This is a genomic window from Rhodanobacter sp. FW021-MT20 (genome assembly GCF_041107475.1).
Lineage (GTDB): Bacteria > Pseudomonadota > Gammaproteobacteria > Xanthomonadales > Rhodanobacteraceae > Rhodanobacter_A > Rhodanobacter_A glycinis.
On sequence record NZ_JBGBPX010000018.1, the window covers coordinates 67,182 to 91,225 of the forward strand.

21 protein-coding genes are annotated in these 24,044 nt (G+C 65.0%); 15 read left to right on the top strand and 6 right to left on the bottom strand.

Annotation, left to right across the window (positions count from 1 at the left end; genetic code table 11):
• Window positions 1-89: 89 nt before the first annotated feature.
• From mltB to AB7849_RS16455, 7 genes are all read left to right on the top strand, one after another.
• Window positions 90-1,115, top strand: coding sequence for a lytic murein transglycosylase B (gene mltB / locus AB7849_RS16425; protein WP_369501400.1), 1,026 nt, complete (start codon window positions 90-92; stop codon window positions 1,113-1,115).
• The gene (locus AB7849_RS16430) at window positions 1,112-2,029 is read left to right on the top strand and encodes a septal ring lytic transglycosylase RlpA family protein (protein WP_008214827.1); all 918 of its coding nucleotides are present in this window, start codon (window positions 1,112-1,114) and stop codon (window positions 2,027-2,029) included. The genes mltB and AB7849_RS16430 overlap by 4 nt, the downstream gene beginning before the upstream one ends.
• A 64-nt stretch (window positions 2,030-2,093) precedes the next feature.
• On the top strand, window positions 2,094-3,353 hold the full coding sequence (locus AB7849_RS16435; RefSeq protein ID WP_008210128.1) for a D-alanyl-D-alanine carboxypeptidase family protein: 1,260 nt from the start codon (window positions 2,094-2,096) through the stop codon (window positions 3,351-3,353).
• Complete coding sequence (locus tag AB7849_RS16440) at window positions 3,353-3,643, top strand: DUF493 family protein (protein ID WP_008210127.1); 291 nt, start codon at window positions 3,353-3,355, stop codon at window positions 3,641-3,643. Before AB7849_RS16435 ends, AB7849_RS16440 begins: the two co-directional genes overlap by 1 nt.
• A gap of 134 nt (window positions 3,644-3,777) precedes the next feature.
• The gene (lipB, locus tag AB7849_RS16445; RefSeq protein WP_008214830.1) at window positions 3,778-4,446 is read left to right on the top strand and encodes a lipoyl(octanoyl) transferase LipB; all 669 of its coding nucleotides are present in this window, start codon (window positions 3,778-3,780) and stop codon (window positions 4,444-4,446) included.
• A gap of 10 nt (window positions 4,447-4,456) precedes the next feature.
• Complete coding sequence (gene lipA / locus AB7849_RS16450) at window positions 4,457-5,467, top strand: lipoyl synthase (RefSeq protein WP_008214832.1); 1,011 nt, start codon at window positions 4,457-4,459, stop codon at window positions 5,465-5,467.
• A gap of 11 nt (window positions 5,468-5,478) precedes the next feature.
• On the top strand, window positions 5,479-7,743 hold the full coding sequence (locus AB7849_RS16455) for a carboxy terminal-processing peptidase (RefSeq protein WP_008214834.1): 2,265 nt from the start codon (window positions 5,479-5,481) through the stop codon (window positions 7,741-7,743).
• A gap of 102 nt (window positions 7,744-7,845) precedes the next feature.
• On the opposite strand, the gene AB7849_RS16460 is transcribed toward AB7849_RS16455, so the two are convergent.
• From AB7849_RS16460 to AB7849_RS16480, 5 genes are all read right to left on the bottom strand, one after another.
• Window positions 7,846-9,576, bottom strand: coding sequence for a M1 family metallopeptidase (locus AB7849_RS16460; RefSeq protein WP_008214837.1), 1,731 nt, complete (start codon window positions 9,574-9,576; stop codon window positions 7,846-7,848).
• A 222-nt stretch (window positions 9,577-9,798) separates the two neighbouring features.
• Window positions 9,799-11,181: a leucyl aminopeptidase family protein gene (locus AB7849_RS16465; RefSeq protein WP_369501401.1), complete on the bottom strand. Its 1,383-nt coding sequence runs from the start codon at window positions 11,179-11,181 to the stop codon at window positions 9,799-9,801.
• An 81-nt stretch (window positions 11,182-11,262) separates the two neighbouring features.
• A complete protein-coding gene (locus tag AB7849_RS16470; RefSeq protein WP_092703869.1) occupies window positions 11,263-11,973 on the bottom strand; it encodes an HAD family hydrolase in 711 nt (236 codons plus the stop codon).
• A gap of 2 nt (window positions 11,974-11,975) precedes the next feature.
• Complete coding sequence (locus AB7849_RS16475) at window positions 11,976-13,412, bottom strand: LysM peptidoglycan-binding domain-containing protein (protein WP_369501402.1); 1,437 nt, start codon at window positions 13,410-13,412, stop codon at window positions 11,976-11,978.
• 293 nt (window positions 13,413-13,705) lie between these two features.
• Window positions 13,706-15,088 (bottom strand): Do family serine endopeptidase, encoded by a 1,383-nt coding sequence (locus AB7849_RS16480; protein ID WP_369501403.1) that lies wholly within the window; start codon window positions 15,086-15,088, stop codon window positions 13,706-13,708.
• Between the two features lie 265 nt (window positions 15,089-15,353).
• On the opposite strand from AB7849_RS16480, the gene AB7849_RS16485 reads away from it, so the two are divergent.
• The 3 genes from AB7849_RS16485 to AB7849_RS16495 all read left to right on the top strand — a co-directional run bounded on the left by AB7849_RS16485 (window position 15,354) and on the right by AB7849_RS16495 (window position 19,072).
• Window positions 15,354-17,501, top strand: coding sequence for an adenosylcobalamin-dependent ribonucleoside-diphosphate reductase (locus tag AB7849_RS16485; protein WP_008212249.1), 2,148 nt, complete (start codon window positions 15,354-15,356; stop codon window positions 17,499-17,501).
• A gap of 53 nt (window positions 17,502-17,554) precedes the next feature.
• Window positions 17,555-18,196, top strand: coding sequence for a hypothetical protein (locus tag AB7849_RS16490; protein ID WP_008212248.1), 642 nt, complete (start codon window positions 17,555-17,557; stop codon window positions 18,194-18,196).
• Window positions 18,197-18,283: 87 nt separating this feature from the next.
• Window positions 18,284-19,072, top strand: coding sequence for a TSCPD domain-containing protein (locus AB7849_RS16495; protein ID WP_008212247.1), 789 nt, complete (start codon window positions 18,284-18,286; stop codon window positions 19,070-19,072).
• 113 nt (window positions 19,073-19,185) lie between these two features.
• On the opposite strand, the gene AB7849_RS16500 is transcribed toward AB7849_RS16495, so the two are convergent.
• Complete coding sequence (locus AB7849_RS16500; RefSeq protein ID WP_008212245.1) at window positions 19,186-20,754, bottom strand: FAD-dependent monooxygenase; 1,569 nt, start codon at window positions 20,752-20,754, stop codon at window positions 19,186-19,188.
• A gap of 654 nt (window positions 20,755-21,408) precedes the next feature.
• On the opposite strand from AB7849_RS16500, the gene AB7849_RS16505 reads away from it, so the two are divergent.
• The 5 genes from AB7849_RS16505 to AB7849_RS16525 all read left to right on the top strand — a co-directional run bounded on the left by AB7849_RS16505 (window position 21,409) and on the right by AB7849_RS16525 (window position 24,015).
• Complete coding sequence (locus tag AB7849_RS16505; protein ID WP_008212244.1) at window positions 21,409-21,627, top strand: hypothetical protein; 219 nt, start codon at window positions 21,409-21,411, stop codon at window positions 21,625-21,627.
• A 596-nt stretch (window positions 21,628-22,223) separates the two neighbouring features.
• On the top strand, window positions 22,224-22,802 hold the full coding sequence (locus AB7849_RS16510; protein ID WP_037099089.1) for a hypothetical protein: 579 nt from the start codon (window positions 22,224-22,226) through the stop codon (window positions 22,800-22,802).
• Window positions 22,803-22,879: 77 nt separating this feature from the next.
• A complete protein-coding gene (locus AB7849_RS16515; RefSeq protein ID WP_008209922.1) occupies window positions 22,880-23,134 on the top strand; it encodes a hypothetical protein in 255 nt (84 codons plus the stop codon).
• A 72-nt stretch (window positions 23,135-23,206) separates the two neighbouring features.
• Window positions 23,207-23,428, top strand: coding sequence for a hypothetical protein (locus AB7849_RS16520; protein ID WP_008209920.1), 222 nt, complete (start codon window positions 23,207-23,209; stop codon window positions 23,426-23,428).
• An 89-nt stretch (window positions 23,429-23,517) separates the two neighbouring features.
• Window positions 23,518-24,015, top strand: coding sequence for a DinB family protein (locus AB7849_RS16525; RefSeq protein ID WP_369501406.1), 498 nt, complete (start codon window positions 23,518-23,520; stop codon window positions 24,013-24,015).
• The last annotated feature ends 29 nt before the right edge of the window (window positions 24,016-24,044 follow it).

Genomic DNA, 24,044 nt, shown 5'->3' on the forward strand with positions numbered 1-24,044 from the left:
TGCCATGCGAATGCCCGCAGGCCGCCGCGGATTGCGCCGGGGTGCATGTTAGGCTTGCCGTGATGCCATTCACGAAAGCAAGGCCGTCCATGCCATCGAGCTTCATGCCGCGTCGCCGGCTGACTTCCCTGTTCGTCCTGACCCTGGTCGCGATCGGCGCACTGCCGACGATGGCCCTCGCTGGCACGCATCCCGGCCAGGCCGAACTGGTGCGCGAAGTGGCACGCGATACCGGACAGAGCCCGGCTGCGCTGAATGCCTTGCTGGACAAGGCGCACAAGCAGCAAAGCATCCTCGATGCGATCAGTCGTCCGGCCGAGAGCAAGCCGTGGAGCGCGTACCGGCCGATCTTCCTCACCGGCAAGCGCATCGATGCCGGCGTGGCGTTCTACCGCGAACACCGGGCCTTGCTGGAACGCGTGGCGAAGCAGTACGGCGTGTCGCCCGAAATCATCGTGGCGATCCTTGGCGTGGAGACGTCGTACGGTGGCAACACCGGGCATTACAAGGTGCTTGATGCGCTGGTCACGCTGGGCCTGTACTACCCGCCGCGCGCGAAATTCTTCCGTTCCGAGCTGAAGACCTTGCTGGAATTGCCGTCGAACAAGCTGGCTGGTCCGATCGACACGCTTACCGGCTCCTATGCCGGGGCACAGGGCTGGGGCCAGTTCATGCCCGACAGCATCCGCGACTACGCGGTGGACGCCGATGGCGACGGCCGCATCGACCTGCACGATTCGTTGCCGGACATCCTCGCCAGCGTGGCCAACTATTTCGCCAAACATGGCTGGGTGCGCGGCGGCCCGGTGGCCGCGCAGGCGCAGCCGGACGCGGCGGCGAAGAAGCTCGACTGGCAGGCCGCGCCGCAGTGGTCGCTGGAGCAACTGGAAGCCTGGGGCTATGCGCCGCTGCAACGGCTCAATCCGGGCCAGTCGACCAGCCTGCTGACCCTGGATGGCGCGCGCGGTCCCGAATACTGGTTCACTTTCCAGAATTTCCAGGTAATCACCCGCTACAACCGCAGCCCGCTGTACGCGATGGCGGTGTACCAGTTGTCGCAGGCGATTGCCGCGGGCGTACACGCTGACGACATGGCCGGGACCGCCACGCGATGAGGGCGGCGTGGCGCTGGCCGGGACTGCTGGCGATCATGCTGGTGCTGGCCGCCTGCGGTGGCCGGCATGCGACCCGGCCGGCTGCCGGCGGGGCGGCTGGCAAGGTACACCACGGCTGGTTCCATCACGACAGCGTGAGCGACGACACCAGCCTGCCGCAAAGCCGCCGTTACCGCGACAACGACGACAGCACGCCGGCCGGTGCGCCACCGGCCTTCATCGCCACACTGCCCGAGCCGGTGCCGAAGGTGGAACCGCGTGCGCTGTACGGCAACAAGTCGCCGTATTCGGTGCGCGGGCAGAGTTATCGCGTGCTGCCCAGTGCGCGTGGCTACGACGAACGCGGCATCGCCTCGTACTACGGCAACAAGTTCAACGGCTACAAGACATCGAGCCTGGAGAACTACGACATGTACAAGTTCTCCGCCGCCAGCAAGGTGTTGCCGCTGCCCAGCTATGCGCGGGTGACCAACCTGGCCAACGGCAAGAGCGTGATCGTGCGGGTCAACGACCGCGGTCCGTTCCACGAGAACCGCATCATCGACCTGTCCTATGCCGCGGCGGTACGCATCGGCATCTGGCCCAAGGGCACCGGACTGGTGGAAGTGCAGGGCATCGATCCTTCGACGCCGGCTCGGGAACTGCCGCCGCCGCCCGTGGTCACAGGCGGGTCCGCGCACCCCGGCATCTACCTGCAGGTGGGCGCGTTCGCCGATCCGGCCAACGCCGACCGTGTAGCCCAGCGCTTGCGCCAGGCCAGGCTGGCGCCGGTGCAGGTGGTCGATGCGGTCGTCGGTGGTCGGCACGTGCATCGCGTGCGGCTGGGACCACTGGCCGACGCGGATGCCGCCGACCGGGTCAGCGACCAGATCGTGCGCATGGGGCTGCCGCACCCCGAGGTCGCGGTAGACTGACGTTTTCCACAGATCGTGACGGCGCCCAGGCGTCGATGATTCATAGACCGGATAGATAATCGTGATGAGCCTGTTTCGCCGTTCCCTCACCGCTTTTGCCGCCCTTGCATTGACGGTGGGTGCCGCCTCTGCCCAGCAGATGCCACCCCGTCCCGCGGCAATTCCCAAGCCGACCGTGCCGCAGGTGCCGGTGCCGCCGCCGCCGGATGTGGATGCGCAGAGCTACGTGTTGATGGATTACGCCACCGGCCAGATCCTGGCTTCGCGCAATCCGGACGAGCGCCGCGAGCCGGCCTCGCTGACCAAGGTGATGACCGAATACGTGGTGTCCGCCGAAATCGCGGCCGGCCGCATCCATCTCACCGACCCGGTCACCATCAGCGAACACGCATGGAAGGCCGGCGGCGCCGGCACCGACGGTTCCACCAGCTTCCTCAAGCTGGGCAGCACGGTGAAGCTGGAGGATCTGCTGCGCGGCATGATCATCCAGTCCGGCAACGATTCGGCCATCGCACTGGCCGAGCACACCGCCGGCTCCGAAGATGCCTTCGTGGGCCTGATGAACGCCTACGCCAAGCAGTTGGGCATGACCGGCACGCATTTCTCCGACGCCTCCGGCTATCCGGTGGCCGACCATTACTCCACCGCCCGCGACATCGCGATCCTGTCGCGCGCACTGATCCACAACTTCCCCGACGACTACGCGATCTCCAAGGTCAAGGAATTCGAGTGGAACGGCATCAAGCAGCAGAACCGCAACGAACTGCTGTGGCGCGACCCGGCCGTGGACGGCATCAAGACCGGCCATACCGCCGCCGCCGGCTTCTGCCTGGATGCGTCGGCCAAGCATGGCGACGAGCGCATGATCGCGGTGGTGATGGGTGCCAGCACCAACCGCGCCCGCGCCGACTCGGCGATGGCCCTGCTCAACTACGGCTTCCGCTTCTACGAGACCCACAAGCTGTACGAGAGTGGCAAGCCGCTGGCTACGCCGAAATTGTGGAAGGGCGAGGCCGACCAGTTGCCGCTTGGCGTGGCGCATGACGTGCTGGTGACCGTGAAGACCGGCGAGTACGACAAGCTCAAGGCCAGCATGGACATCCCCTCCACCCTGATCGCGCCGTTCAAGAAGGGCCAGCAGGTGGGTACGCTGAACGTCACGCTGGACGGCAAGCCGCTGCAGAGCGTGCCGTTGATCGCGCTGGACGATGCGCCGCAGGGCGGTTTCTTCAAGCGCCTGTGGGATTCGATCCTGCTGTGGTTCCACCACGACGACAAGAAGCCCGACGCCGCCCCGGCGGCCAAGGCTGCGGACGCCAAGTGATGCAGGAGATCGACTTCAGCCAGGCCAGGCGGGAGGGCAAGGGCTTTGTCTTTCCCGGTGAATTCGAGGTCACTGCGATGGGCGATGCCCAGGCCGACCTGAAGGCCCGGGTGCCGCAGATCCTGGCGGATCTGGGCCTGCAGGTGCTGCACGAGACGGTGCGGCACAAGCATTCGCGCGAAGGCAAGTTTCTTTCCGTGACGGTGAGCTTCCGCTGCGATACCCGGGAGCAATACGACGCCGCGCATGCGGCGTTGCGTGCTGATCCGGATATCCGCTTCACGCTGTAAATCCATGGCAGGTGGTGGCCGGAGGCGTATCCTTGGCCACCGGCGAGTGTCCTGGTAGCCGCTTTCGGTGCCATGGCCTTGCATCGGCGTCATCCGGCTCCAGATTCCCCCTTTTCCCCGAGGTTGTTCCAGTCATGTCCCTGCCACTCAAGATTCGCCGCCTGGGTCGTCAGCCTTACGACGTGACCTGGAAGGCGATGAGTGCGTTCACCGACAACCGCTCCGCCGACACGGCCGATGAATTCTGGCTGTTGGAGCACGATCCGGTGTTTACCCTGGGCCAGGCCGGCAAGATGGAGCACGTGCTGGCGCCCGGCGACATTCCGGTAATCCCGGTGGATCGCGGGGGGCAGGTGACCTACCACGGCCCGGGCCAGATCGTCGGCTACCCGATGATCGACCTGCGCCGCGCCGAGGTGGGCGTACGCGAGATGGTCAACAAGATCGAGCAGTCGCTGATCGATACGCTGGCGCACTGGGACATCCACGCTGAACGTCGCGAAGGCGCGCCTGGCGTATACGTGGGCGGCGCCAAGGTGGCCGCCCTTGGCCTGCGCGTGCGGCGTGGTTGCAGTTTCCACGGATTGGCCTTCAACGTGAACATGAACATGGAACCCTTCCACCGCATCAATCCTTGCGGCTACAAGGGTTTGGAGGTCACTCAGGTGCTAGACTTGGGTGGTCCGTCGCGGTTGGCGGACGTGGAAGACGCACTGGTGGAAGAGTTCTGCCGCCAGTTCGGTTTCACGGCCGAACCGGCTGCCCCCATCATCCCCGAACTCCCCGCTCGTGTAGCGGTTTGAGCAGGCCTGCATGAGTGACGTTTCCCCTTCCGTTTCCAAGACCATTCCGATCAGCGTCGTCGCCGGAGCCCCGGCCGTCGACAAGCAGCTGGGCAACGACAAGATCGGGCTGAACCGCGCCGGCTTCGACACCGCCGTGCCGACGTTGCGCAAACCCAGCTGGATCCGCGTGCGGTTGCCGCAGGGCAATGCCGTGCAACAGCTCAAGGCACGCCTGCGCGACAACTCGCTGGTGACGGTGTGCGAAGAGGCCAGCTGCCCGAACATCCACGAGTGCTTCAGCAAGGGCACTGCCACCTTCATGATCCTCGGCGAGGTGTGCACGCGGCGCTGCTCGTTCTGCGACGTGGCGCATGGTCGTCCGCAGCCGCCCGATCCGCTGGAGCCGGCACGCCTGGCCGAAACCATCGCCGACATGCGGCTGAAGTACGTGGTGATCACCTCGGTCGATCGCGACGACCTGCGTGATGGCGGCGCCGAGCATTTCGCCAGCTGCATCCGCGCGGTGCGCCACGCCAGCCCGAACATCAAGATCGAGATCCTCACCCCCGATTTCCGCGGCAAGGGCCGCATGGAGCGGGCGCTGGAAGTGCTGAAAGACTTCCCGCCGGACGTGTTCAACCACAACCTGGAAACCGTGCCGCACCTCTACCGCGAAGTGCGTCCGGGCGCCGATTACCAGTGGTCGCTGGACCTGCTCAAGCGCTTCAAGGCGCAGCACCCGGAGGTGCCGACCAAGTCCGGCATCATGCTGGGCCTGGGCGAGACCCATGAGCAGGTGCTCGAGACGTTGCGCGATTTACGCGCCCATGACGTCGAGATGATCACCATTGGCCAGTACCTGCAGCCCACGCCGCACCATCATCCGGTGGTGCGGTACTGGACTCCCGAAGAATTCGACGTGCTGCGCAGGGAAGGCGAGGCGATGGGTTTCCATCACGTCGCTTCCGGCCCGCTGGTGCGATCGTCCTACCACGCCGACCTGCAGGCCCATGCAGCCGGTGTCACCGAGCAAGTCTGACCGAGACCTCCATGACCTTTCGTCCCGCGCTCGCCCTGCTGTTCGCCTTCATCGTTGTCGCTCCCGTCTGCGCCGCCCAATCGGCCGCCGACCTGGGTGCCGGCGCCAAGCCGCGCAAAGAGTCCACCCTGCCGCTCAAGCCGACGGCTGACGAAGCCCAGGCCGCGCAGCTTTCCGCGCGCTTCCTGACCCGCTTCCACTATGACGCGTTGCCGCTCGACGACGCGATGTCGGCGAAGATCTACAAGGCCTACTTCAAGCTGCTGGACAGCGAGAAGGTGTTCTTCACCCAGCAGGACATGGCGAAGTTCGCCAAGTACAAGGACCAGCTCGACGATGCGATCTGGAACGAGGACCTGTCCGCGCCGTTCGACATCTTCAACCAGTACGTGATGAGCGCGGTCGCCCGCATGGAGTACGCGCGCAGCCTGCTGAAGAAGGGTTTCGACTTCAACACCAACGAGACCTACGACTTCGACCGCAAGCATGCCGCTTGGCCGAAGGACGAGGCGGCGCTGAACGACTTGTGGCGCAAGCGCACCATGAACGACTGGCTGCGCCTGAAGCTGGCCGGCAAGAGCGACGACGAGATCCGCAAGGTGCTGGACAAGCGCTACAGCGGCTACATCGACCGCGTGAAGCAGCTTGATGGCGAGGACGCGTTCCAGACCTTCATGACCGCCTATGCCGAGTCCACCGACCCGCATACCGACTACCTCGGCCCACGCGAGGCGCAGAACTTCGACATCGCGATGAAGCTCTCGCTGGAAGGCATCGGCGCGGTGTTGCAGGCGCGCGACGACTACACCCAGATCCGCGAACTGGTGCCGGTCGGCCCGGCCGCCAAGTCCGGCAAGATCCACGTGGGCGATCGCATCGTCGGCGTGGGCCAGGGCGAGAAAGGCCCCATCGTCGACGTGATCGGCTGGCGCCTGGACGACGTGGTGAACCTGATCCGCGGCAAGAAGGACACCGTGGTGCGGCTGGAGATCCTGCCGGCCAGCACCGGCCTGGACGGCAAGCACCAGCTGGTCACGCTGGTGCGCAAGAAAGTCACCATCGCCGAGCAGGCGGCCAAGAAGAAGGTCGTCACGATCACCGACGGCGGCGTCACGCGCAAGATCGGCGTGATCGAACTGCCCACCTTCTACTCCGACTTCGGTGCGCGTCGCGAAGGCGACAAGAACTTCAAGAGCGCCACTCGCGACGTGGCCAAGCTGCTCGGCGAGCTGAAGGCCGAGGGCGTGCAGGGTGTCATCGTCGATCTGCGCAACAACGGCGGCGGCTCGCTGTACGAGGCGAACGAGCTCACCGGCCTGTTCATCGACAAGGGTCCGGTGGTGCAGGTGCGCGATGCACGCGGCCAGGTGGAGGTGCAGGGTTCTGACGAACCGAAGATGACATGGAGCGGCCCGCTGGCGGTGCTGGTCAACCGTGGCACGGCGTCGGCTTCGGAAATCTTCTCCGCCGCGATCCAGGATTACGGCCGCGGCCTGATCATCGGTACGCCGACCTTCGGCAAGGGTACCGTGCAGAACCTGGTCGACCTGGATCGTTTCGGCAGCGCGGACGGCAAGAGCAAGCCGCAGTTCGGCGAGCTGAAGATGACCATCGCCGAGTTCTTCCGCATCAATGGCGGTTCCACCCAGCTGAAGGGCGTGACGCCGGACATCGAGTACCCGCAGAACGGCGACGACAAGGACTTCGGCGAGTCGACCTACGACAACGCGCTGCCGTGGACGCACATCGCGCCGGCCGACTACAAGCCGGTGGCCAACATGAAGGCGTGGTTGCCGCAGCTCAGGCAGATGCATGACGAGCGCGTGGCCAAGTCTCCGGCCTGGAAACTGATGCTCGACGAACTGGCGCAGTACAAGAAGATGCGCGCCCGCACCACGGTGTCGCTGAACTTCGCCAACCGCGAGGCCGAGCGCAAGGAGCTCGACGCCGTGCAGACCAGCTTCCGCAACCGGCACAAGGCGATCGACGGCAGCGATGCCGCGCTGGTCGACGAACAGTCCAGCCTCGATGACGGCCTCACCCCGGGCGAGCGCAGCCTGAAGCAGGAGCTGAAGGAAGAGAAGGACGCCAAGAAGGCGCCGGATCCCGTGCTGGACGAGACCGCGCACGTCCTGTTCGACGCCGTCGGCCTGATCAAGGCCGAGCCGAAGCTCGCCGTCGAGGTGGAGCCCTATGGCGGCAAGCCGCTGGCCGATGCCGTCGCAGTGGCCCCGCCGCTGCAAGCACCCCCGGCGGCAACCTCCAGCGCGCACTGAGCACGGACCGTGCCTGCCGGTTAAAACTGGCAGACGAAAAAGGCGACGCCATGGGCGTCGCCTTTTTATGACTGCCGACCGTGGTGATCGGCGTTCACGAGATCACGGTTTGGTCTTGCGCTTCGCCCGCTGCTGGTCCCGCCACTGCAGGAATTCGGTGATCCGCGGTTCATCGCGCAGCAGCACCGAGTGCGGGTCGATGGTCACCAGTGCATCGGCAGGTACTGCGAGGCTGCCGTGGCCGTCGGTCATCTGCACGGTGTGCAAGGTGTCGCCGACCTGCACGTCCACCGGCATCGGGAACGACAGGTGGTGCGGCACCTGCCAGCGCAGGTCCAGCGTGTCGCCGTGGCGCTGGACGTCCAGCTTCGGCAGCGCCGCCTGGTACAGGTAGACCTTGAAGAACCAGTCGAGCTTCTTGCCGGTGACCTGGTCCACGATGCGCATGTAGTCGGCGGTGGTGCGGTACTGCGGCACGAAGTTGCCGGGTTTCGGGTCCGGACGGCCGTAGACCAGCAGGCGGATGCTGTCGTAGAACGCCTGGTCGCCGATCAGGTGATGCAGTGTCTGCAGCATCAGCGCGCCCTTGTTGTAGATGTCCTGGCCCGGGCCGCTTGGGTCGTAGACCTGCTCTTCGGTCTTGCTTGTTCCAGAGACCACCGGGGCGTGGTTGCGAATCAGAAAGCGCAGGTGGTGCAGCCAACCGTAGTACTCGGCATCGCCGTCCAGATAACGCGCGTACAGCGGCTGCATCAGGGTGGCGAAGCCCTCGTGCAGCCACATGTCGTCCCAGTTCGCGTTGGTCATCTGGTTGCCGAACCACTCGTGCGAAAACTCGTGCTGCATCAGCCAGTCGAAGCCGCTGCCATCCTTCGCGTAATGGTTGCCGTAGGCATTGATGGTCTGGTGCTCCATGCCCAGGTAGGGTGTTTCCACCACGCCCATCTTCTCGTCGCCCCACGGATAGGGTCCGATCTTCGCCTCGAAGAAACGCAGCATGCGCGGGAACTCGGCGAACAGCGCCTTGGCCTGGGTGTCCTCGCCGGGCAGGTACCAGTAGTACAGCGGAATCGTGTTGCCGAAGCGGCTGTGGTATTCGCCGTGCAGTTCCTTGTACGGGCCGACGTTGATCGATACGGCGTAGGTGGTGGGGTGCTTGGCGCGCCAGTGATAAGTACGCTGATTGCCGTCGTCGGTGACGCCGATCAGCACGCCGTTGCCCGGCGCCACCAGCGGTTTGGGCACGGTCACGTACAGGTCGACCAGGTCGGGCTTGCCGTCGGGCTGGTCGATGCACGGCCAGAACAGGTCGCAGCCTTCGCCTTCCACCGCGCTGCCCACCCACGGCTGGCCATCCTTGGTGTGGCTCCAGACGAAGCCGCCGTCCCACGGCGCCCTCTTCGCCACGTGTGGCTTGCCGCCGTAGGTGATGGTGGTGGTGACCTTGTCGCCAGCGGCGAGCGCGTGCGGCAGCTTGATCTTCAGACGGCCATCCGGATTGCTCCAGTCGCTGGCGGCGAGTGGTTTGCCGTCGACGGCCACGGCACTGATCGGCAGGTTGCGGTCCAGATCCAGCAGCAGCACGTCGGTGGCGGCCGTCGCGCTGAAGGTGAGCGTGGCGCTGGCGGCAATGCTTTGCGTGGCCGGCTGCACCGTGATGTGCAGTGCGGCGTGGTCGAAATGCACGCGCTTCTGCGCGGCAGGCATCGGCGTGCCGGAATCCTTGGTCAGCGCGGTAAGCGGTGGCTGGGTCGGCGTCGTGGTGGCCGCATGGGCGAAGGCGGTACCGCCCAGGCCGAGTGCGAGGCCGAGTGCGAGCAGGGTAGGGCGCATGGGCAATATCTCCGCGGGGATCCAACCTCGCACCATGCCACTTTGCACGCCGGTGCGATATCGCCGGAAGTCATGCAAAGCACCCCACCCCAACCCTCCCCTGCGCGCAGGGGAGGGGGGCCGCACGCTGCGAGGTTTCGCTCTTCCTGCGTGCAGGGAGGGAGTCTGTGCGTTGCGGGATTTTGCTCCTCCCCCTGCGTGCAGGGGGAGGCTGGGAGGGGGTCAGCTCTTGCGGTAACGCTGCTCAAGCATCGCGAACACCGCGCGCAGCCCCATGGCCTCGCCGCCACGCGGGCGGCCGTGGCGGTCGACGTCGTTCCAGGCGTAGGTGTCCAGATGCATCCAGCGCTGGGCGTCGGGGACGAAGCGTTCCAGGTACAGCGCGGCGGTGATCGCGCCGGCATGGCGTGACGGCCCCGCGTTGGCAAAATCGGCCAGGTAGGAATCCAGCATCTTGAAGTAGGGACGCCACAACGGCAGCCGCCACAGTGGATCGTTGTTTGCGCGGCCGGCGGCGAGCGTGGCCTCGGCCAGCGCGTCATCGTTGCTGAACAGTGCGGGCAGGTCGGGACCCAGCGCCACGCGGGCGGCGCCGGTGAGGGTGGCGAAGTCCACCATCAGGTCCGGCTTCTGCTCGGCGCCGTAGGCCAGCGCATCGCACAGGATCAGGCGACCCTCGGCATCGGTGTTGTCGATCTCCACGCTGTGGCCGGCGCGGGTGACGATGACTTCGCCCGGGCGCATGGCGTTGCCGGCCACCGAATTCTCCACTGCGGGCACCAGCAGGGTCAGACGTACCGGCAGCCTGGCCTGCATCACCAGGCCGGCCAGCGCGATCGCGTGGGCGGAGCCGCCCATGTCCTTCTTCATCCAGCGCATGCCGTCGGCGGACTTGAGGTCGAGACCGCCGGTGTCGAAGCACACGCCCTTGCCGACCAGCACCAGTTTCGGATCGTCGAGCTTGCCCCAGCTCAGCTCGATCAGGCGCGGCTCGCGATGGCTGGCGCGGCCAACGGCGTGGATGGTGGGGAAATTGGCTTTCAGCAGTTCGTCGCCGACCCAGTCCCGCACCTTGGCCTTGTGCGTCTTGCCCAGCGTCTTGATGGCGTCGCCGATCTGCTCGGGGCCCATGTCTTCGGTGGGCGTGTTGACCAGGTCGCGCACCAGCGCGGTGGCGTCGACCAGCGGCTGCACGGCGGCGAACACCGCGGCGTCGACGCTCAGCGTGGCCGGCTCGCGCTTGGCCTTGCGATAGCGGGTGAACTGGTAGGCGCCAAGCGCCCAGCCCAGTGCAGCCTGTTGCGCATCGAGTGCAACGCCATCTTCGGCAAGTTGGTAGGTGCCTTCGGGCAGCGTCGCCGGAAGTGCGGCCAGCGCGGCGAGTGGCTGCGTGGCGTCCACGCCGACCAGCACCCGCTCCAGCTTGCCGTTCGCATCGGGCAGCAGCAGCGTGCTGCCGGGCTTGGCATCGAAGCCTTGCGTGGTCAGCCAGCGGCGCTGCGTGGCACTGAGGCGCTTGCGCGTGGCGGCGAGGTGGGAAGTGTCGGTGGCCTCGACGGCAATGCGTTGGCGCGGGGCGGATGAACGTTCGATCAGGGCGGGCATGCGGACTCCTCTTGGCGCGTTGCGACGCGTCTTCATTCGGTTATGCCAGCCGCACATGATGCGCGCATTCGCTGGCGCTGCCTATGCGGATGGGCCATGTGCCGGTTGCGCATCGAGCCAGTCGGCCAGGGCGCCGAGGTCGCGCAGATCCAGCTCGGGCGCGGGGCCAAGCGCCGCGGGCCAGGGCTCGCCGGTGCGATTGATCCATGCCGCGTGCAGGCCGGCATCGCGTGCGCCGGCCACGTCCATCACCGGGTCGTCGCCCACGTGCAGGATCTCGTCCGGTGCCACGCCCAGGCGTTCGGCCGCTGCGTGGAAGATGCGCGGATCGGGCTTGGCGACGCCGGCGTCACGTGCGCACACGCGTGCGGCGAAATGCCCGTGCAGGCCGATGCGCTCGAGGTCGGCATTGCCGTTGGTCAGGCTGGCCAGCGGCAGGCGCGCGGCCAGGCGTTCCAGCGCGGGCAGGGCGTCGGGATACAGCTCGACGCGATTGCGCGCGCTGAAGTAGACCTCCCACAACGCCTCCAGCGGTGCCTCGTCGATGCCGCAGGCGGCGAACGCGCGCTGCATGGTGAGGTGGCGCTGGGTAGTGAAATCATGCGCCAGGTCGAGCCGTTCGGCGGCGACCTGCGCGCGCAGTTCGCGCATGGCCGGGATCGGCCACGCGCGGGCTACATCGGGGTGATTCGCCTGCAGCCACGCATCCAGTTCGCGGTCGGCGGACTCCAGGGCCGGCAGCACCGGCCACAAGGTGTCATCCAGATCCAGCGTGATGGCGCGGATGCGCACGCTCAACGCGCGCTGAGGCGCAACACTTGTCCCGCATGCACGGTGTTGCCGGCCAGGTGGTTCCAGTCGCGGATCTGCGCCACGTCCAGGTGGTGCTTGTGCGCGATGGAGTAGAGCGTTTCGCCCGGGGCCACCTTGTGGGTCGGGACGTGGACGGAAGCAGTCGCCCGCTCGTGCGTGCGGGTGTGTGTGCTGGTGGGACGGTCGCGGCTCACGTAGCTGTCCGAGCGCACGCGGGTGAAATCGCTGCCGCGGCTACCGGTGTCCGCCACGGTAACGGCATCGCTGCGCACGCCCTTGAGGCTGCTTGGCCCCGGCGCGGCGACCACACTGCTGTGCACGTCGGCGAGCTTGGGCGTGCTGGCTGTCTTGCTGACTGTCTTGGCCGCTGCCGCGGTTGCCAATGCATCGCGACGCGCGTTGCGTTCGGCCAGTGCCTCACGCGCGGCGAGCGTGCGCTGGGACGTCGGCGCAGACGCCACGCGCGAAGCGTAGGTGGCACCCGGTGCGGAAATCGGCGTGGTCGACTGGCTCGGCGCCGTCGGCACCCGACGCGCGCCCACTTCGGCAAGGATGCGCGAGCGGCGCGCGCTGTCCATCGAGGCCAGCACGGTGCCGTCCTGGTACGGCAGCAGGTGATGCTTGCGCAGTACGGCCTGGCCCTTGGCGCTTTCGGTGAAATCGATGAACGATTTCGCCTGGGCGGCATTCGGGCTGTCGGCATGGGTGACCAGGTAGATCGGCGTGTACAGCGGGTAGCGACCGCTGGCGACATTGGCCACGGTCGGGGCACTGCCATCGATGTGCAGCATCTTCACCTTGCGGTTGCCCTCGACGCTGGACAGCGTGGTGGCGCCCAGCGAATGCGGATCGAGCGCAATGCCCTGTTCCAGCGAGGTGGTGGTGAGGTACAGGCGCGGCGCGGCGACCGGCTGGTTGCCCCGACCGAACAGCAGCTTGCGCAGGCTGAATTCCACGCCATCGCCGGGGCTGGCCACGGCATACACGTTGATCGGTGCGTTCGGGCCGCCCACTTCGCTCCAGTTGTGGATCTTGCCGTAGTAGATGTCGTGCAACTGCTTCAGCGTGAGGCTGTCGACCGGGTTGTTGGCGCTGGTGATCATCACCAGGCCATCCCATGCCACCGGCGTGAAGGTGAGGCCGCGATCTTCGGCGCTGCCGTCGCTGCCGCGCACGCTGCCGGCGAGGTCGGCCGAGCCGTTGTTCACCGCGTCGATGCCGGCGGCGGTATTGAACGGATGCCCGACCAGCTTGCCGTGGCCGGACTGTTGCCAGGCCTTGGCCATGCCTTCGACCACGCCGTGCGCCGTGACGATGTCGCCGCTCCACGTAAGGGTTTGACTGGCCGCGAAGGCGGTGGTGGCGATGCAGGCGCAAAGCAGCGCGGCGGGAAGCAGGCGCGTGGAACGGACGGACATGATGATGGATAACCCCGGTAATGAAGAGGGCAAAGGGTGCCGCCAGTGGGGCGGTGCTGCAGTGACGCAATCGCGGTATTTCAGCCGTCGGCGGCAAAAACATCAAGCATGGTCATGTGCTTGCGTTAAGTATTGCCGCCACGGAAGGCGAACTGGCTAGTTCAGTAAAAGGGGGTAAATGTTCGTCATTCCAGCGGAGGCTGGAATCCGGTGCCTTTTCCATGTGGCGAAAATCATGTGATCCCGGCTTACGCCGGGATCACATGCATCGGAGGTCGATGGCGCCGTGAGCGTCATGGAATCTGTACGTAATGCAGGTTGCCGTGGCTGGCGACCACCAGCGTCAGCACGCGTGGCTGCATGCCGGCCAGGCGCTGCATGTCGCGCACGCTGGTGACGCGATAGTTGCCCACGCCGACCACGATGTCGCCGGTGGCCAGACCTGCCTGCGCGGCATCGCTGCCCGCGCGCACCGACACCACGGCGACGCCGGCCACGCCCTGGCTGCGCTGGTTTTCGCCCAGTTCGCTGAATTCCACGCCGGCCAGGCGCGGATCAAGCGCGCGACCGTCCAGCGTGGCGAGTTTCTCCGGCGTCAGCGTGGCGCTCATCTTCCGCTCGGCGCCGTTGCGGCGGATGGTCATGTTCACCACGCTGCCGACCGGCTCCAGCCCTTCGGTGTTGTGCAATTGCTGGCTGTCGTGCAGCGGCTTGCCGTCCACCGTCGTGATCACGTCGCCGACGGCGAGCCCGGCCTTGTCGGCCGACGAGCCGCGCACCACGTTCGTCACCACCACGCCGTTGTTGTTGGACAAGCCCAGCATGCGCGCGATGCGTGGCGTGATGTCCTGCGTCTGCAGGCCCAGCGTGCCGCGGCTGACCTTGCCATGCGCGATCAACTGGCGCATCACCTCGCCGATCAGGTCGGACGGAATCGCGAAGCCGATGCCCGCGCTGGCGCCGGAAGGCGAGTAGATCATCGAGTTGATGCCGACCAGTTCGCCGCGCAGGTTCACCAGCGCACCGCCGGAGTTGCCGGGGTTGATCGAGGCGTCGGTCTGGATGAAGTTCTGATAGCCGGAGCCGCCCAGGCCCGAGCGACCCAGTGCCGAGACGATGCCGGAGGTGACCGTCTCGCTGAGTCCGAACGGTTCACCCACCGCCACCACGAAATCGCCCACGCGCAGCTTCGACGAATCGGCCAGCGGCAGCGCCTGCAGATGATCGGCCTTGATCTTCACTACCGCCACGTCGGTGGCCGGATCGGTGCCGACCAGGGTGCCCTTGAAGCTGCGCCCATCCTGCAGCGTCACCGTGATGTCGTCGGCGCCGCCCACCACGTGGTTGTTGGTGATGATGTAACCCTTGGCCGCATCCACGATCACGCCCGAACCCAGGCTTTGTTCCACCCGTTCGCGCGGCGTGTTCGGCAGGCCGAAGAACTGGCGGAAGATCGGATCGCTGAAATACGGGTCGCGCACGGCCACGCGGGTCTTGGTGGAAATGTTCACCACCGCCGGCGTCACGTGCGCCAGCATCGGTGCCAGCGACGGCATCGGCTGACCATCCACCGACGGCGGAATGCCGGCGTGTCCGGGCAACGAAAGCGCACCGCCGAGCACGGCGACAAAAGCGGCGGCAAGCCAGCGCGAAGCGCGGGAACGATGATGCGGCATGGGTTCCTCCTGCATGCACGGTTAAGCGGTGCTGGTTCGACTCGCGCCGGCGGCTGCGGTTCCTTTGAACGGGCACCGGCGAATATGGTCGCGGGTACTTTACAACCACCGGCCCCGGGTTTACTTTGCCAACTCACCAGCAACCACAACATCTTGTGTGTTCGTGAGGACGGGGAGCCCAGATGCAGGTGATGATCACCAGGTCGTCGCGGGCTTCGAATGAGGATCCAGCGGGGCGCCTGGCCGCCCGGGAGATCGGCAAACAATGACTACCGTGCGCGCTCCAGCCGCTCAACCCGATGTTGCGGAGATTCCCCTGCAGCCGGCCTCCCAGGACATCTGGGACAAGAAGTACCGCCTGCGCACCAAATCGGGTGAACCGGTCGACACCGATGTCGATGGCACCTGGCAGCGCGTGGCCCGCGCCTTGGCCGACGTGGAAGCGACCCCGGAGCTGCGCACGCACTGGAACGAGCGTTTTCTGTGGGCGCTGCGCCATGGCGCGATCCCGGCCGGCCGCATCACCTCCAATGCCGGCGCGCTGGCGCACAAGCCGGCCACCTCCACGATCAACTGCACCGTCTCCGGCACCATCCGCGATTCGATGGACAACATCCTGGAGAAGGTGCACGAAGCCGGGCTCACGTTGAAGGCCGGTTGCGGCATCGGCTACGAATTCTCCACGCTGCGTCCGCGCGGCGCGTACGTGTCCGGTGCCGGCGCGTACACCAGCGGCCCGCTGTCGTTCATGGATATCTACGACAAGATGTGCTTCACCGTGTCGTCCGCCGGCGGTCGTCGCGGCGCGCAGATGGGCACGTTCGACGTCAGCCACCCGGACGTGAAGGAATTCATCAAGGCCAAGCGCGAAGACGGTCGCCTGCGCCAGTTCAACCTCTCGCTGCTGGTCACCGACGGCTTCATGCAGGCAGTGGAGCACGACCAGGACTGGCCGCTGGTGTTCCCGGTGCACGTGAAGGAACGCGACGAGGTCAACCTGGACGATCCGGCCCAGGTGGTCTGGCGCGAATGGCCCACCCACGAGAACTACGTCGACCGCGAGGATGGCCTGGTCGCCTGCAAGATCTACGGCCACATCCGCGCGCGGCACCTGTGGGACATGATCATGGTTTCGACGTACGACTACGCCGAGCCCGGGTTCATCCTGATCGACAAGGTCAACGAGATGAACAACAACTGGTGGTGCGAGCACATCCGCGCGACCAACCCTTGCGGCGAACAGCCCTTGCCGCCCTATGGTTCCTGCCTGCTCGGTTCGGTGAATCTCACCAAGTTCGTGCGCGATCCGTTCGGGCCGAAGGCGCGTTTCGACTGGGACGAGTACCGCGAGGTGGTGAAGGTATTCACCCGCATGCTCGACAACGTGGTCGAGATCAACGGCCTGCCACTGGAGCAGCAGCGCAACGAGATCATGGGCAAGCGCCGCCATGGCATGGGCTTCCTCGGCCTGGGCAGCACGCTGGCCATGCTGAAGATACGCTACGGTGGGACCGAAGGCGTGGCCTTCACTGAGGACGTCTCGCGCGAGATGGCGGTGGCCGGTTGGGAAGTGGCACTGGACCTGGCCAGGGAGAAGGGCGCCGCGCCGATCCTGCTGCAGGACTTCACCGTCACCGGCGACATGCTGCGCAAGCGCCCGGAAATGGCGCGCGACGGCTACAAGGTCGGCGACAGCATTCCCGGTCGCGTGCTGCACGCCAGGTACAGCCGCTACATGCAGCGCGTGGCGGAAGTGGCGCCCAACCTGGTCGAGCAACTGGCCGAGACCGGCGCGCGTTTCACCCACCACACCTCGATCGCGCCCACCGGCACCATTTCCCTGTCGCTGGCCAACAACGCCAGCAACGGCATCGAGCCGAGTTTCGCCCACCACTATTCGCGCAACGTGATTCGCGAAGGCAAGAAGTCGAAAGAGAAGGTCGAGGTCTTCAGTTTCGAGCTGCTTGCCTACCGCGCGCTCATCAACGCCGGCGCCATGCCGCTTTCCGAAGACCCGGCGACCAAGCTGCCGGACTATTTCGTCGCCGCCGACGACATCGGTCCCAAGCAGCACGTGGACATCCAGGCCGCCTCGCAGAAATGGATCGACTCATCCATTTCCAAGACCGCGAACGTGCCCACCGACTACCCCTACGAAGACTTCAAGGACATCTATTTCTACGCCTACAAACAGGGCCTGAAAGGATGCACCACCTTCCGTTTCAACCCTGCCGCATTCCAGGGCGTACTGGTCAAGGATGCCGACCTTGCAAATACCCTCTACCACTTCGAACTGGAAGACGGTAGCGTTATCGAACTGAGAGGCAATGAAGAGGTGGAATACGACGGTGAGATGCATACCGCCGCCAACCTTTTCGATGCCTTGAAGGAAGGGTATTACGGCAAGTTCTAGTTGTAGTTCCAACCCACGAGAAGTACATACAACCGTCCGAGGGGATCACCTGCATGTCCATCGATAACGAGATCGAAGCGCAAGACAGCGCCGCACCGGCCGCTCCGGCGGTTGAGGCTCCTGCCGCTCCCGCTGCTGCACCCGTCAAGAAAGCGCCGGCCCGCAAGAAGCCTGCTGCCAAGAAGGCTGCGGCGAAGAAGCCGGCTGCGAAGAAGGCCGCCAAGAAAGCCGCACCCGCCAAGAAGGCAGCGGCCAAGAAGGCCGTGAAGAAGGCGGCCACCAAGAAAGTAGCCAAGAAGGCTGCGGCCAAGAAGACGGCGAAGAAGGCTCCGGCCAAGAAAGTCGCCGCCAAGAAGGCCGTGAAGAAAGCCGCCAAGAAGGTGGCCAAGAAAGCCACGGCCGCCAAGAAGTCGGTGAAGAAGGTTGCCAAGAAGGCAGCCGGCAAGGCGAAGAGAGTGGCCAACAAGCCGGCGAAGAAAGTCGCCGCGAAGAAAGCCGGCAAGAAGGTCGCAGTCAAGAAAGTAGCCAAGAAGGCCGGCGTCAAGAAGGCCTCCGTGAAGAAGGCGGCGCCGAAAAAGGCCGCCGGCAAGAAAACCGTCGCCAAGGCGTCGGTGAAGAGGTCCACTGCCAGCAAGAAGGTGAGCGTGAAGGCGGCCAGCAAGCCTGCCGCCAAGAAGGCCACCCGCAAGAAGTAAGTCCCGACACGCCCGGTCCGGCCGCGTGCCGGACCGGGCGCGTTTTTTCCGCGCCGCGCGCCGCCATCCATCCAGGAAGAACACACCATGGCGATCAAGATCGAAAAGAAGATCACGGGCTACAACGTCGTCAAGCCCGAAGACAAGGCCGCGCCGGCCGCCGCTTCCGCCTCGCCCCAGGTCGTCGCCAAGCCCGCCGAGCCCAAGCAGGCCGAAGTCATCCAGATGCACGAGAGCCTGGAGCGTCCCGAGACGCTGGTCGGCTCCACCTTCAAGATCAAGTCGCCGCTGTTCGAGCACGCGTTGTACGTCACCATCAACGACATCGTGCTCAACGCCGGCACCAGACACGAACAGCGCCGCCCCTTCGAGATCTTCATCAACTCGAAGAACATGGACCACTTCCAGTGGATCGTGGCGCTCACCCGCATCCTCTCCGCCGTGTTCCGCAAGGGCGGCGACGTCACCTTCATCGTGGAAGAGCTCAAGGCCGTATTCGACCCGCGCGGCGGCTACTTCAAGTCCGGCGGCGTCTACATGCCCAGCATCGTGGCCGAGATCGGCGCGGTGCTGGAGCAGCACATGAAGAACATCGGCCTGATCCACGACCCGGAAATGAGCGACAGCCAACGCGCACTGATCGCCGAAAAGCGCGCCGCTTACGAGGCCGCCAGCGCAAAAAAAAACTCTGACACCAGCTCTGTAGGAGCGCATCCTGTGCGCGAAGCTTCCGCCACAACTGAGTCCGAAACCGAATCCGAAACCTCCAGCTTCCCGCCCGGCGCCACGTTGTGCCACAAGTGCAACACCCAGGCGCTAGTGCTGATGGACGGCTGCCAGACCTGTCTCAACTGCGGATATTCGAAATGCGGTTGATGTGACCATCGGCGTCGCTTGGATAGGGGCGGGACTCTTTTTTAGCGACCCTCGATCCCGGCGTTGCCATCTGGCAATGGTTGGACCATGGCCATCGCCAGCATCCAAGGATGTCAGTCAGGCAGCGCTGCCACTTTTGCCATTACTGCACGTAGGCGTCTCGCCGGCTTGTCCTCTCGCCCTTCGGAACGCCATGCGACGACGCCGTCGGGGCGCACCAGCGAACAGCCTTCGTGCGTCACTCCGAAAGCATGTTCGAATGGCATGTCCGCGGGGAATTCCGCATCCATGCCGACCTGGATGCATTCCAGCGGAATGTGGATGTCTTGGGCGACTTCCCGGGCGGCCGTGACCCACGTCGGGTCAGGCGTCATCAGGACGAAGTTCCGGGTGAACATGTCGATCGTCGAAATCAGTTTCCCGTCGCGTTTCACCCAGACGTGCGGAGCGCGCACGCCTGGCTGGCCCGCCCAGGTTTCCGGCTCGGCAGCCGGTGGCAGGTCCATACCGGCGCCGATGACGGCACTCGACCGCGATAACTGGCCAAGCTCCATGGCTGCGGCGCTGTACAAGAGCTTGTCGTCTACGCTCCCACCTACCCACCGCGCGTAGTCCGGACGTGCGAATGTCTGCTGGTGGCGCAACCAGCCAATGGGCTGGCGCTCATCGTTGTAGGTATCGAGCAGCGCGTCACCTGCGCCGTGCCGGAGTACCAGTTCGAGCTTCCATGCGAGGTTGTAGACATCGTCGATGCCGGTGTTTGCGCCAAAACCGCCGCGTGTTGGTGGCAGTTGATGTGCAGCATCCCCCGCGAGGAATATCCGGCCCACGGCATAGCGTTCGGCAATGCGCCCGGCCATCTCCCATCGGCCAGTGGCCAGAATGTCGAAGGTCATCGGCTTGCCGAGTGCTTGCGCAACCGCGGCCTTGAGTGCCAATTCGTCCCGCTCATCGTCATCGTGGAACATCAGAACCCAGCGACCATCACCGTAGGTCGTCAGGAAGGCTTGCAGGCCGGGCTGCTCGATCACGAACTGATGGATGCCCCGGTCGAGGTAGGCATCTGCCTCCCGACACCGGAACAAGACGCTTCGCATCGTGCGAAGATACCCAACGCCTTGGCGTGCAATGCCGAGTCGTTCGCGAACAAAGCTGTCTGCGCCATCGGCCGCGATGAGATACCGGGCGCGCATGCCGTATTCGGCACCTGTTGCGCGTTCGCGTACATGCACCGTCACGCTGTCCCCATACTGTTCGAATGACAGCATCTCGACGCCTAGGCGAAGGTCAGTGCCCAGTTCCCGCGCGCGCTCGCGCAGCAGTGGCTCAAGCACGTCCTGCGCAACGGCAGCGCCCGTGCATGGCGATGCGGCGCTGGTCCCATCGTTCTCGGGACTTTCACCAGGTGTCCACGGTGTTTCACCGATCCACTCGCCAGCCAGGCTTATCGCCCTGGTCCGGCGTAACCGCGTTCCGGGGGCGACTTGGGGCACTTTCTCATCGAGCCCTGTGGCGCGGAAGAATTCCAGCGTGTGCTCGGTATATCCCATGGCGCGTGGATGGGGCGAACTACCAGTGTGTTTTTCGATCACTGTGGCGCTGACGCCGCGCCAGCCGAGGAAGACTGCAGCGGACAATCCGACAAGGCTGCCGCCGATGATGAGGATGTCTGTCTGTTGCATGCGGGATGCTCCTGTTATCCGTGAGTGGCATATCAGGACGCGTCAAGTTCACTGGGCGGAAGGCCCGCGGTTGCGACTGCAAGCTCGCCTTTTGCGGGAAACACGACCAGAAAGCGAGACACGTCGCCTTCTGTCGTGGTCCGCGGCCCGGAGGGCTGGATTGAAGCTTTGGGGAAGCTCCCCGAAAGCCGACCGGGGCTTACCAGACCGGTCCACCATTTTCGACGCGTGAAAGTTACCTGGCCGTGGTTGAAAAGACAAAGGGGTAAAGGTGCCGCCAACGCAAACCTTGCGAACCCGAGGGTCAGATCAAGTGCGAACCTGTGGGCCAGTGACTGGAAGTCCTTGAAAGCACAGACGCTGGATTCTTGCTTGGCCGCCCCTTCGGCCGTTGAGAGCCGCAGGAATGACGAGCAGAAAGTCGATTGATCGGACCTTCCCTAAGCCGCTGCAAGACGACCATCGTGGCCTACTCTGGTAACGCGCGCTGCGCCGTCCGCAATGCGTCGGGCGAAGGCGGTGCCTGTGTGCGCGACGCCCGATTCCGTGCTGGCGCGAGCACCCCGCTGATCGCAAACGCTTGCGACGAAATTCATCCTGCGTTTGGCACCGCCAAACAATGCTGGACGTCCCACAAACAGCGCGGAGAGTGTCATGGGAATTCTGGATCTTGCGGGTGAGATTGCAGGTGCAGTGGCCGCGGTCGAGGGTGCTGAGAAGTTGGATCCGAATGCAGGGCTGTTGACCAAGGGCGTCGCTGCCTTTGCCGGTTTCAAGGGCGCGGGTGCGCTGGAGTCGATGATCGGCAACAAGGAAGAAGCGGCCGATGCAGACTCGGCAGCGCCGGATGCTGACGCCGATCCGCAAGCCTGATTTTTCTGTTTTGATTGATCCGGGCCAGCCCTTTCCGGGCTGGCCTTTTTGCGTTCCTGATTAGCAACGAAGCTCAGCTAAAAAAGACCGTTCGCGCTGAGCGTAGCTTGCGGTGGCAAGCGTACGCGGAGAGTAGCCATGGATGGCTACGGCTTTGAGGAGCGAGGAAGTCGAAGCGCTTGCAGGCCATCACCCTTCGACTCCGGCCCTGCGGGCCTACGCTCAGGGCGAACGGTGGGGCGTTGGCTGAACCTTGTCGCTAGTTTGGAGAGCTGGGAACCGGGGAGTCGGTCAGGTACCGTGGCAAGGGGTAACGGAGTGCGGGCTTTATCGATGGCGCAGGCGGCCCACGACGCTACGCGTGCGCAGCGAAGCCAGCCGGGCTATCGTGCCGCTCTGATCGCGAAGAAAAGCCATGGCGAAATGCTGCGACCCATCGCGACAGTGAATCCGAATGATCCTCTCTGCCGCATCGGTGAAGAGATCGGGGCAGTCCAGCAGCGGTTGGAGCCAACCATGTCTGACAAGGGGGCGGAGTGCACTTCCATGGAAAGTTGACCTTGATGCTTGCGCCCATGATCAGGACATGGCGCGGCATGACGGTCCGGCGTCTCGGCGTGGCCTTTCTTGCGGTTGGCCTGCTGGCCTTGGGTGGTTGCGCCACCGCGCCGCCTCGCGACAGCCAGAACATCTGCCAGGTCTTCGCCCAGTACCCGAGTTGGTATCGCGATGCGCGGGCGACGCAGAAGCGCTGGGGCACCCCGGTCAATGTGCTGATGGCGTTTGTGCGAAGGGAGTCCGACTTCCGTGCGAAGGCGCGTCCGGCCCGGCCATGGTTCCTGTTCATTCCGCTGCCGCGCCGGTCGAGTGCCTATGGCTATGCGCAGGCGCAGGACCCGGTGTGGAAGGAATATCGGAAGGAGAACGGCCACTGGTTCAAGAGCCGCAAGCGCATGGGCAGCTCGCTCGATTTCCTTGGCTGGTACACGGACCGCATCCATCGCGAGCTGGGTATCTCCAAGTGGGACCCGAAACACCTGTATCTGGCTTATCACGAAGGCATCGGTGGTTATCGCAGCGGCCAATGGCGGCATGATCGCCACTTGCTGCAGACTGCCGATGAAGTCGACCACCTGGCTCGCGAGTACGGCGCCCAACTGCGGCGCTGCAGATAGGCCGGCGAGTAACGACAACGCAGGTGCGCGGCGTGCTCAACCGGGCTATCGTGGCGCCCTGATCACGAAGAAAAACCATGACGAAAAGCTACGACCCGCCGCTGGCCACGAACCCGCATGATCCCCTTTACCGCGTCGACAAGGGGATTCGGGCAGCCCAGCAGCGACTGGATGCCGCTATCGACGCGAAGCGGCATCACACCAGCCAGAACCTGGCCCACGAAGTGATCAAGGAGGCCCGCGAAGGACTGAAAAAGTCCGAGCTGCTGCGCGTGCTCAGGATCAAGGAACTCGCGCGGAAGGCGGCGGAGATCGCGGCAGCTCGAAAGTAGGGAAGCGCAAAAGCGGGCGCAAGGCGGGAAAGAGCCTATGCTGCAAGGCATTGACCCGGAGGGACTTATGTCATGGCCGATGTTTCCGGTACGACAAGCAATGGCTTTGCGTACGAGGGGGAATACCAATTGCCGACGGCGGGCCGCGTCCTCTGGTCGGTGACGTTCCGCAAGGACGGTGATTTCGCCGGCATCCGACATGGGGTTGTGCGTGGCCTGCAGGATGCCGACGCGGCTGGGCTGGACGAAGCGGTGAGGCGCGATATCGAGTCGACGTGGACGATGTCGCGCTGACGCCGGGTGGTCATCACCAACCCGGGTCTGCTTATTTCAAGGCAGGGCTATCCTCGCACCCTGCACACTTTTTCGCGTAGAGCAGCTGCATGTCCCTCAAAGCCGATTTCGAACTGATGGCCCGCTACAACCAGTGGATGAATGCGCGCCTCTACGCGCAGGCCGCGGCACTGGACGAGACAGAGCTGCAGGCGGATCGCGGTGCGTTCTTCGGCTCGATCCTGGCCACGCTGGCGCATATCCATGCCGCCGACGCGCATTGGCTGCGGCGCTTCGCCAACGCAATGCCCGGGCTGGCTTCGCTGGACCCGGTACGCGCGATGCCGTTGCCCGAACTGGTTCGCGGCATCGTGTTTCCCGATTTCGCCACGTTGCGCGCGGACCGTGAAGCGCTGGATACGGCCATCATCGCGTTCACCGTCGAAGCCATCGACGACGTGTACGCGCAGCCGCTGAGCTATACCAACAGCGCCGGTGAGTCGCATACCAAGCCGGCCGGGCTGGTGCTGCGCCATGTCTTCAACCACCAGACCCATCATGGCTCTCTCGCGTTTGGTGTGGTTGATCTTCACGCCGGTATCTGCTGAGCCGCATGCGTCCACGGATTCTTTGGCAG

Excerpts from the sequence above, each read along its gene's own strand:
- mltB (WP_369501400.1), top strand. The coding sequence starts at position 90 with ATGCCATCGAGCTTCATGCCGCGTCGCCGGCTGACTTCCCTGTTCGTC.
- AB7849_RS16430 (WP_008214827.1), top strand. The coding sequence starts at position 1,112 with ATGAGGGCGGCGTGGCGCTGGCCGGGACTGCTGGCGATCATGCTGGTG.
- AB7849_RS16435 (WP_008210128.1), top strand. The coding sequence starts at position 2,094 with ATGAGCCTGTTTCGCCGTTCCCTCACCGCTTTTGCCGCCCTTGCATTG.
- AB7849_RS16440 (WP_008210127.1), top strand. The coding sequence starts at position 3,353 with ATGCAGGAGATCGACTTCAGCCAGGCCAGGCGGGAGGGCAAGGGCTTT.
- lipB (WP_008214830.1), top strand. The coding sequence starts at position 3,778 with ATGTCCCTGCCACTCAAGATTCGCCGCCTGGGTCGTCAGCCTTACGAC.
- lipA (WP_008214832.1), top strand. The coding sequence starts at position 4,457 with ATGAGTGACGTTTCCCCTTCCGTTTCCAAGACCATTCCGATCAGCGTC.
- AB7849_RS16455 (WP_008214834.1), top strand. The coding sequence starts at position 5,479 with ATGACCTTTCGTCCCGCGCTCGCCCTGCTGTTCGCCTTCATCGTTGTC.
- AB7849_RS16460 (WP_008214837.1), bottom strand. The coding sequence starts at position 9,576 with ATGCGCCCTACCCTGCTCGCACTCGGCCTCGCACTCGGCCTGGGCGGT.
- AB7849_RS16465 (WP_369501401.1), bottom strand. The coding sequence starts at position 11,181 with ATGCCCGCCCTGATCGAACGTTCATCCGCCCCGCGCCAACGCATTGCC.
- AB7849_RS16475 (WP_369501402.1), bottom strand. The coding sequence starts at position 13,412 with ATGTCCGTCCGTTCCACGCGCCTGCTTCCCGCCGCGCTGCTTTGCGCC.
- AB7849_RS16480 (WP_369501403.1), bottom strand. The coding sequence starts at position 15,088 with ATGCCGCATCATCGTTCCCGCGCTTCGCGCTGGCTTGCCGCCGCTTTT.
- AB7849_RS16485 (WP_008212249.1), top strand. The coding sequence starts at position 15,354 with ATGACTACCGTGCGCGCTCCAGCCGCTCAACCCGATGTTGCGGAGATT.
- AB7849_RS16490 (WP_008212248.1), top strand. The coding sequence starts at position 17,555 with ATGTCCATCGATAACGAGATCGAAGCGCAAGACAGCGCCGCACCGGCC.
- AB7849_RS16495 (WP_008212247.1), top strand. The coding sequence starts at position 18,284 with ATGGCGATCAAGATCGAAAAGAAGATCACGGGCTACAACGTCGTCAAG.
- AB7849_RS16500 (WP_008212245.1), bottom strand. The coding sequence starts at position 20,754 with ATGCAACAGACAGACATCCTCATCATCGGCGGCAGCCTTGTCGGATTG.
- AB7849_RS16505 (WP_008212244.1), top strand. The coding sequence starts at position 21,409 with ATGGGAATTCTGGATCTTGCGGGTGAGATTGCAGGTGCAGTGGCCGCG.
- AB7849_RS16510 (WP_037099089.1), top strand. The coding sequence starts at position 22,224 with ATGACGGTCCGGCGTCTCGGCGTGGCCTTTCTTGCGGTTGGCCTGCTG.
- AB7849_RS16515 (WP_008209922.1), top strand. The coding sequence starts at position 22,880 with ATGACGAAAAGCTACGACCCGCCGCTGGCCACGAACCCGCATGATCCC.
- AB7849_RS16520 (WP_008209920.1), top strand. The coding sequence starts at position 23,207 with ATGGCCGATGTTTCCGGTACGACAAGCAATGGCTTTGCGTACGAGGGG.
- AB7849_RS16525 (WP_369501406.1), top strand. The coding sequence starts at position 23,518 with ATGTCCCTCAAAGCCGATTTCGAACTGATGGCCCGCTACAACCAGTGG.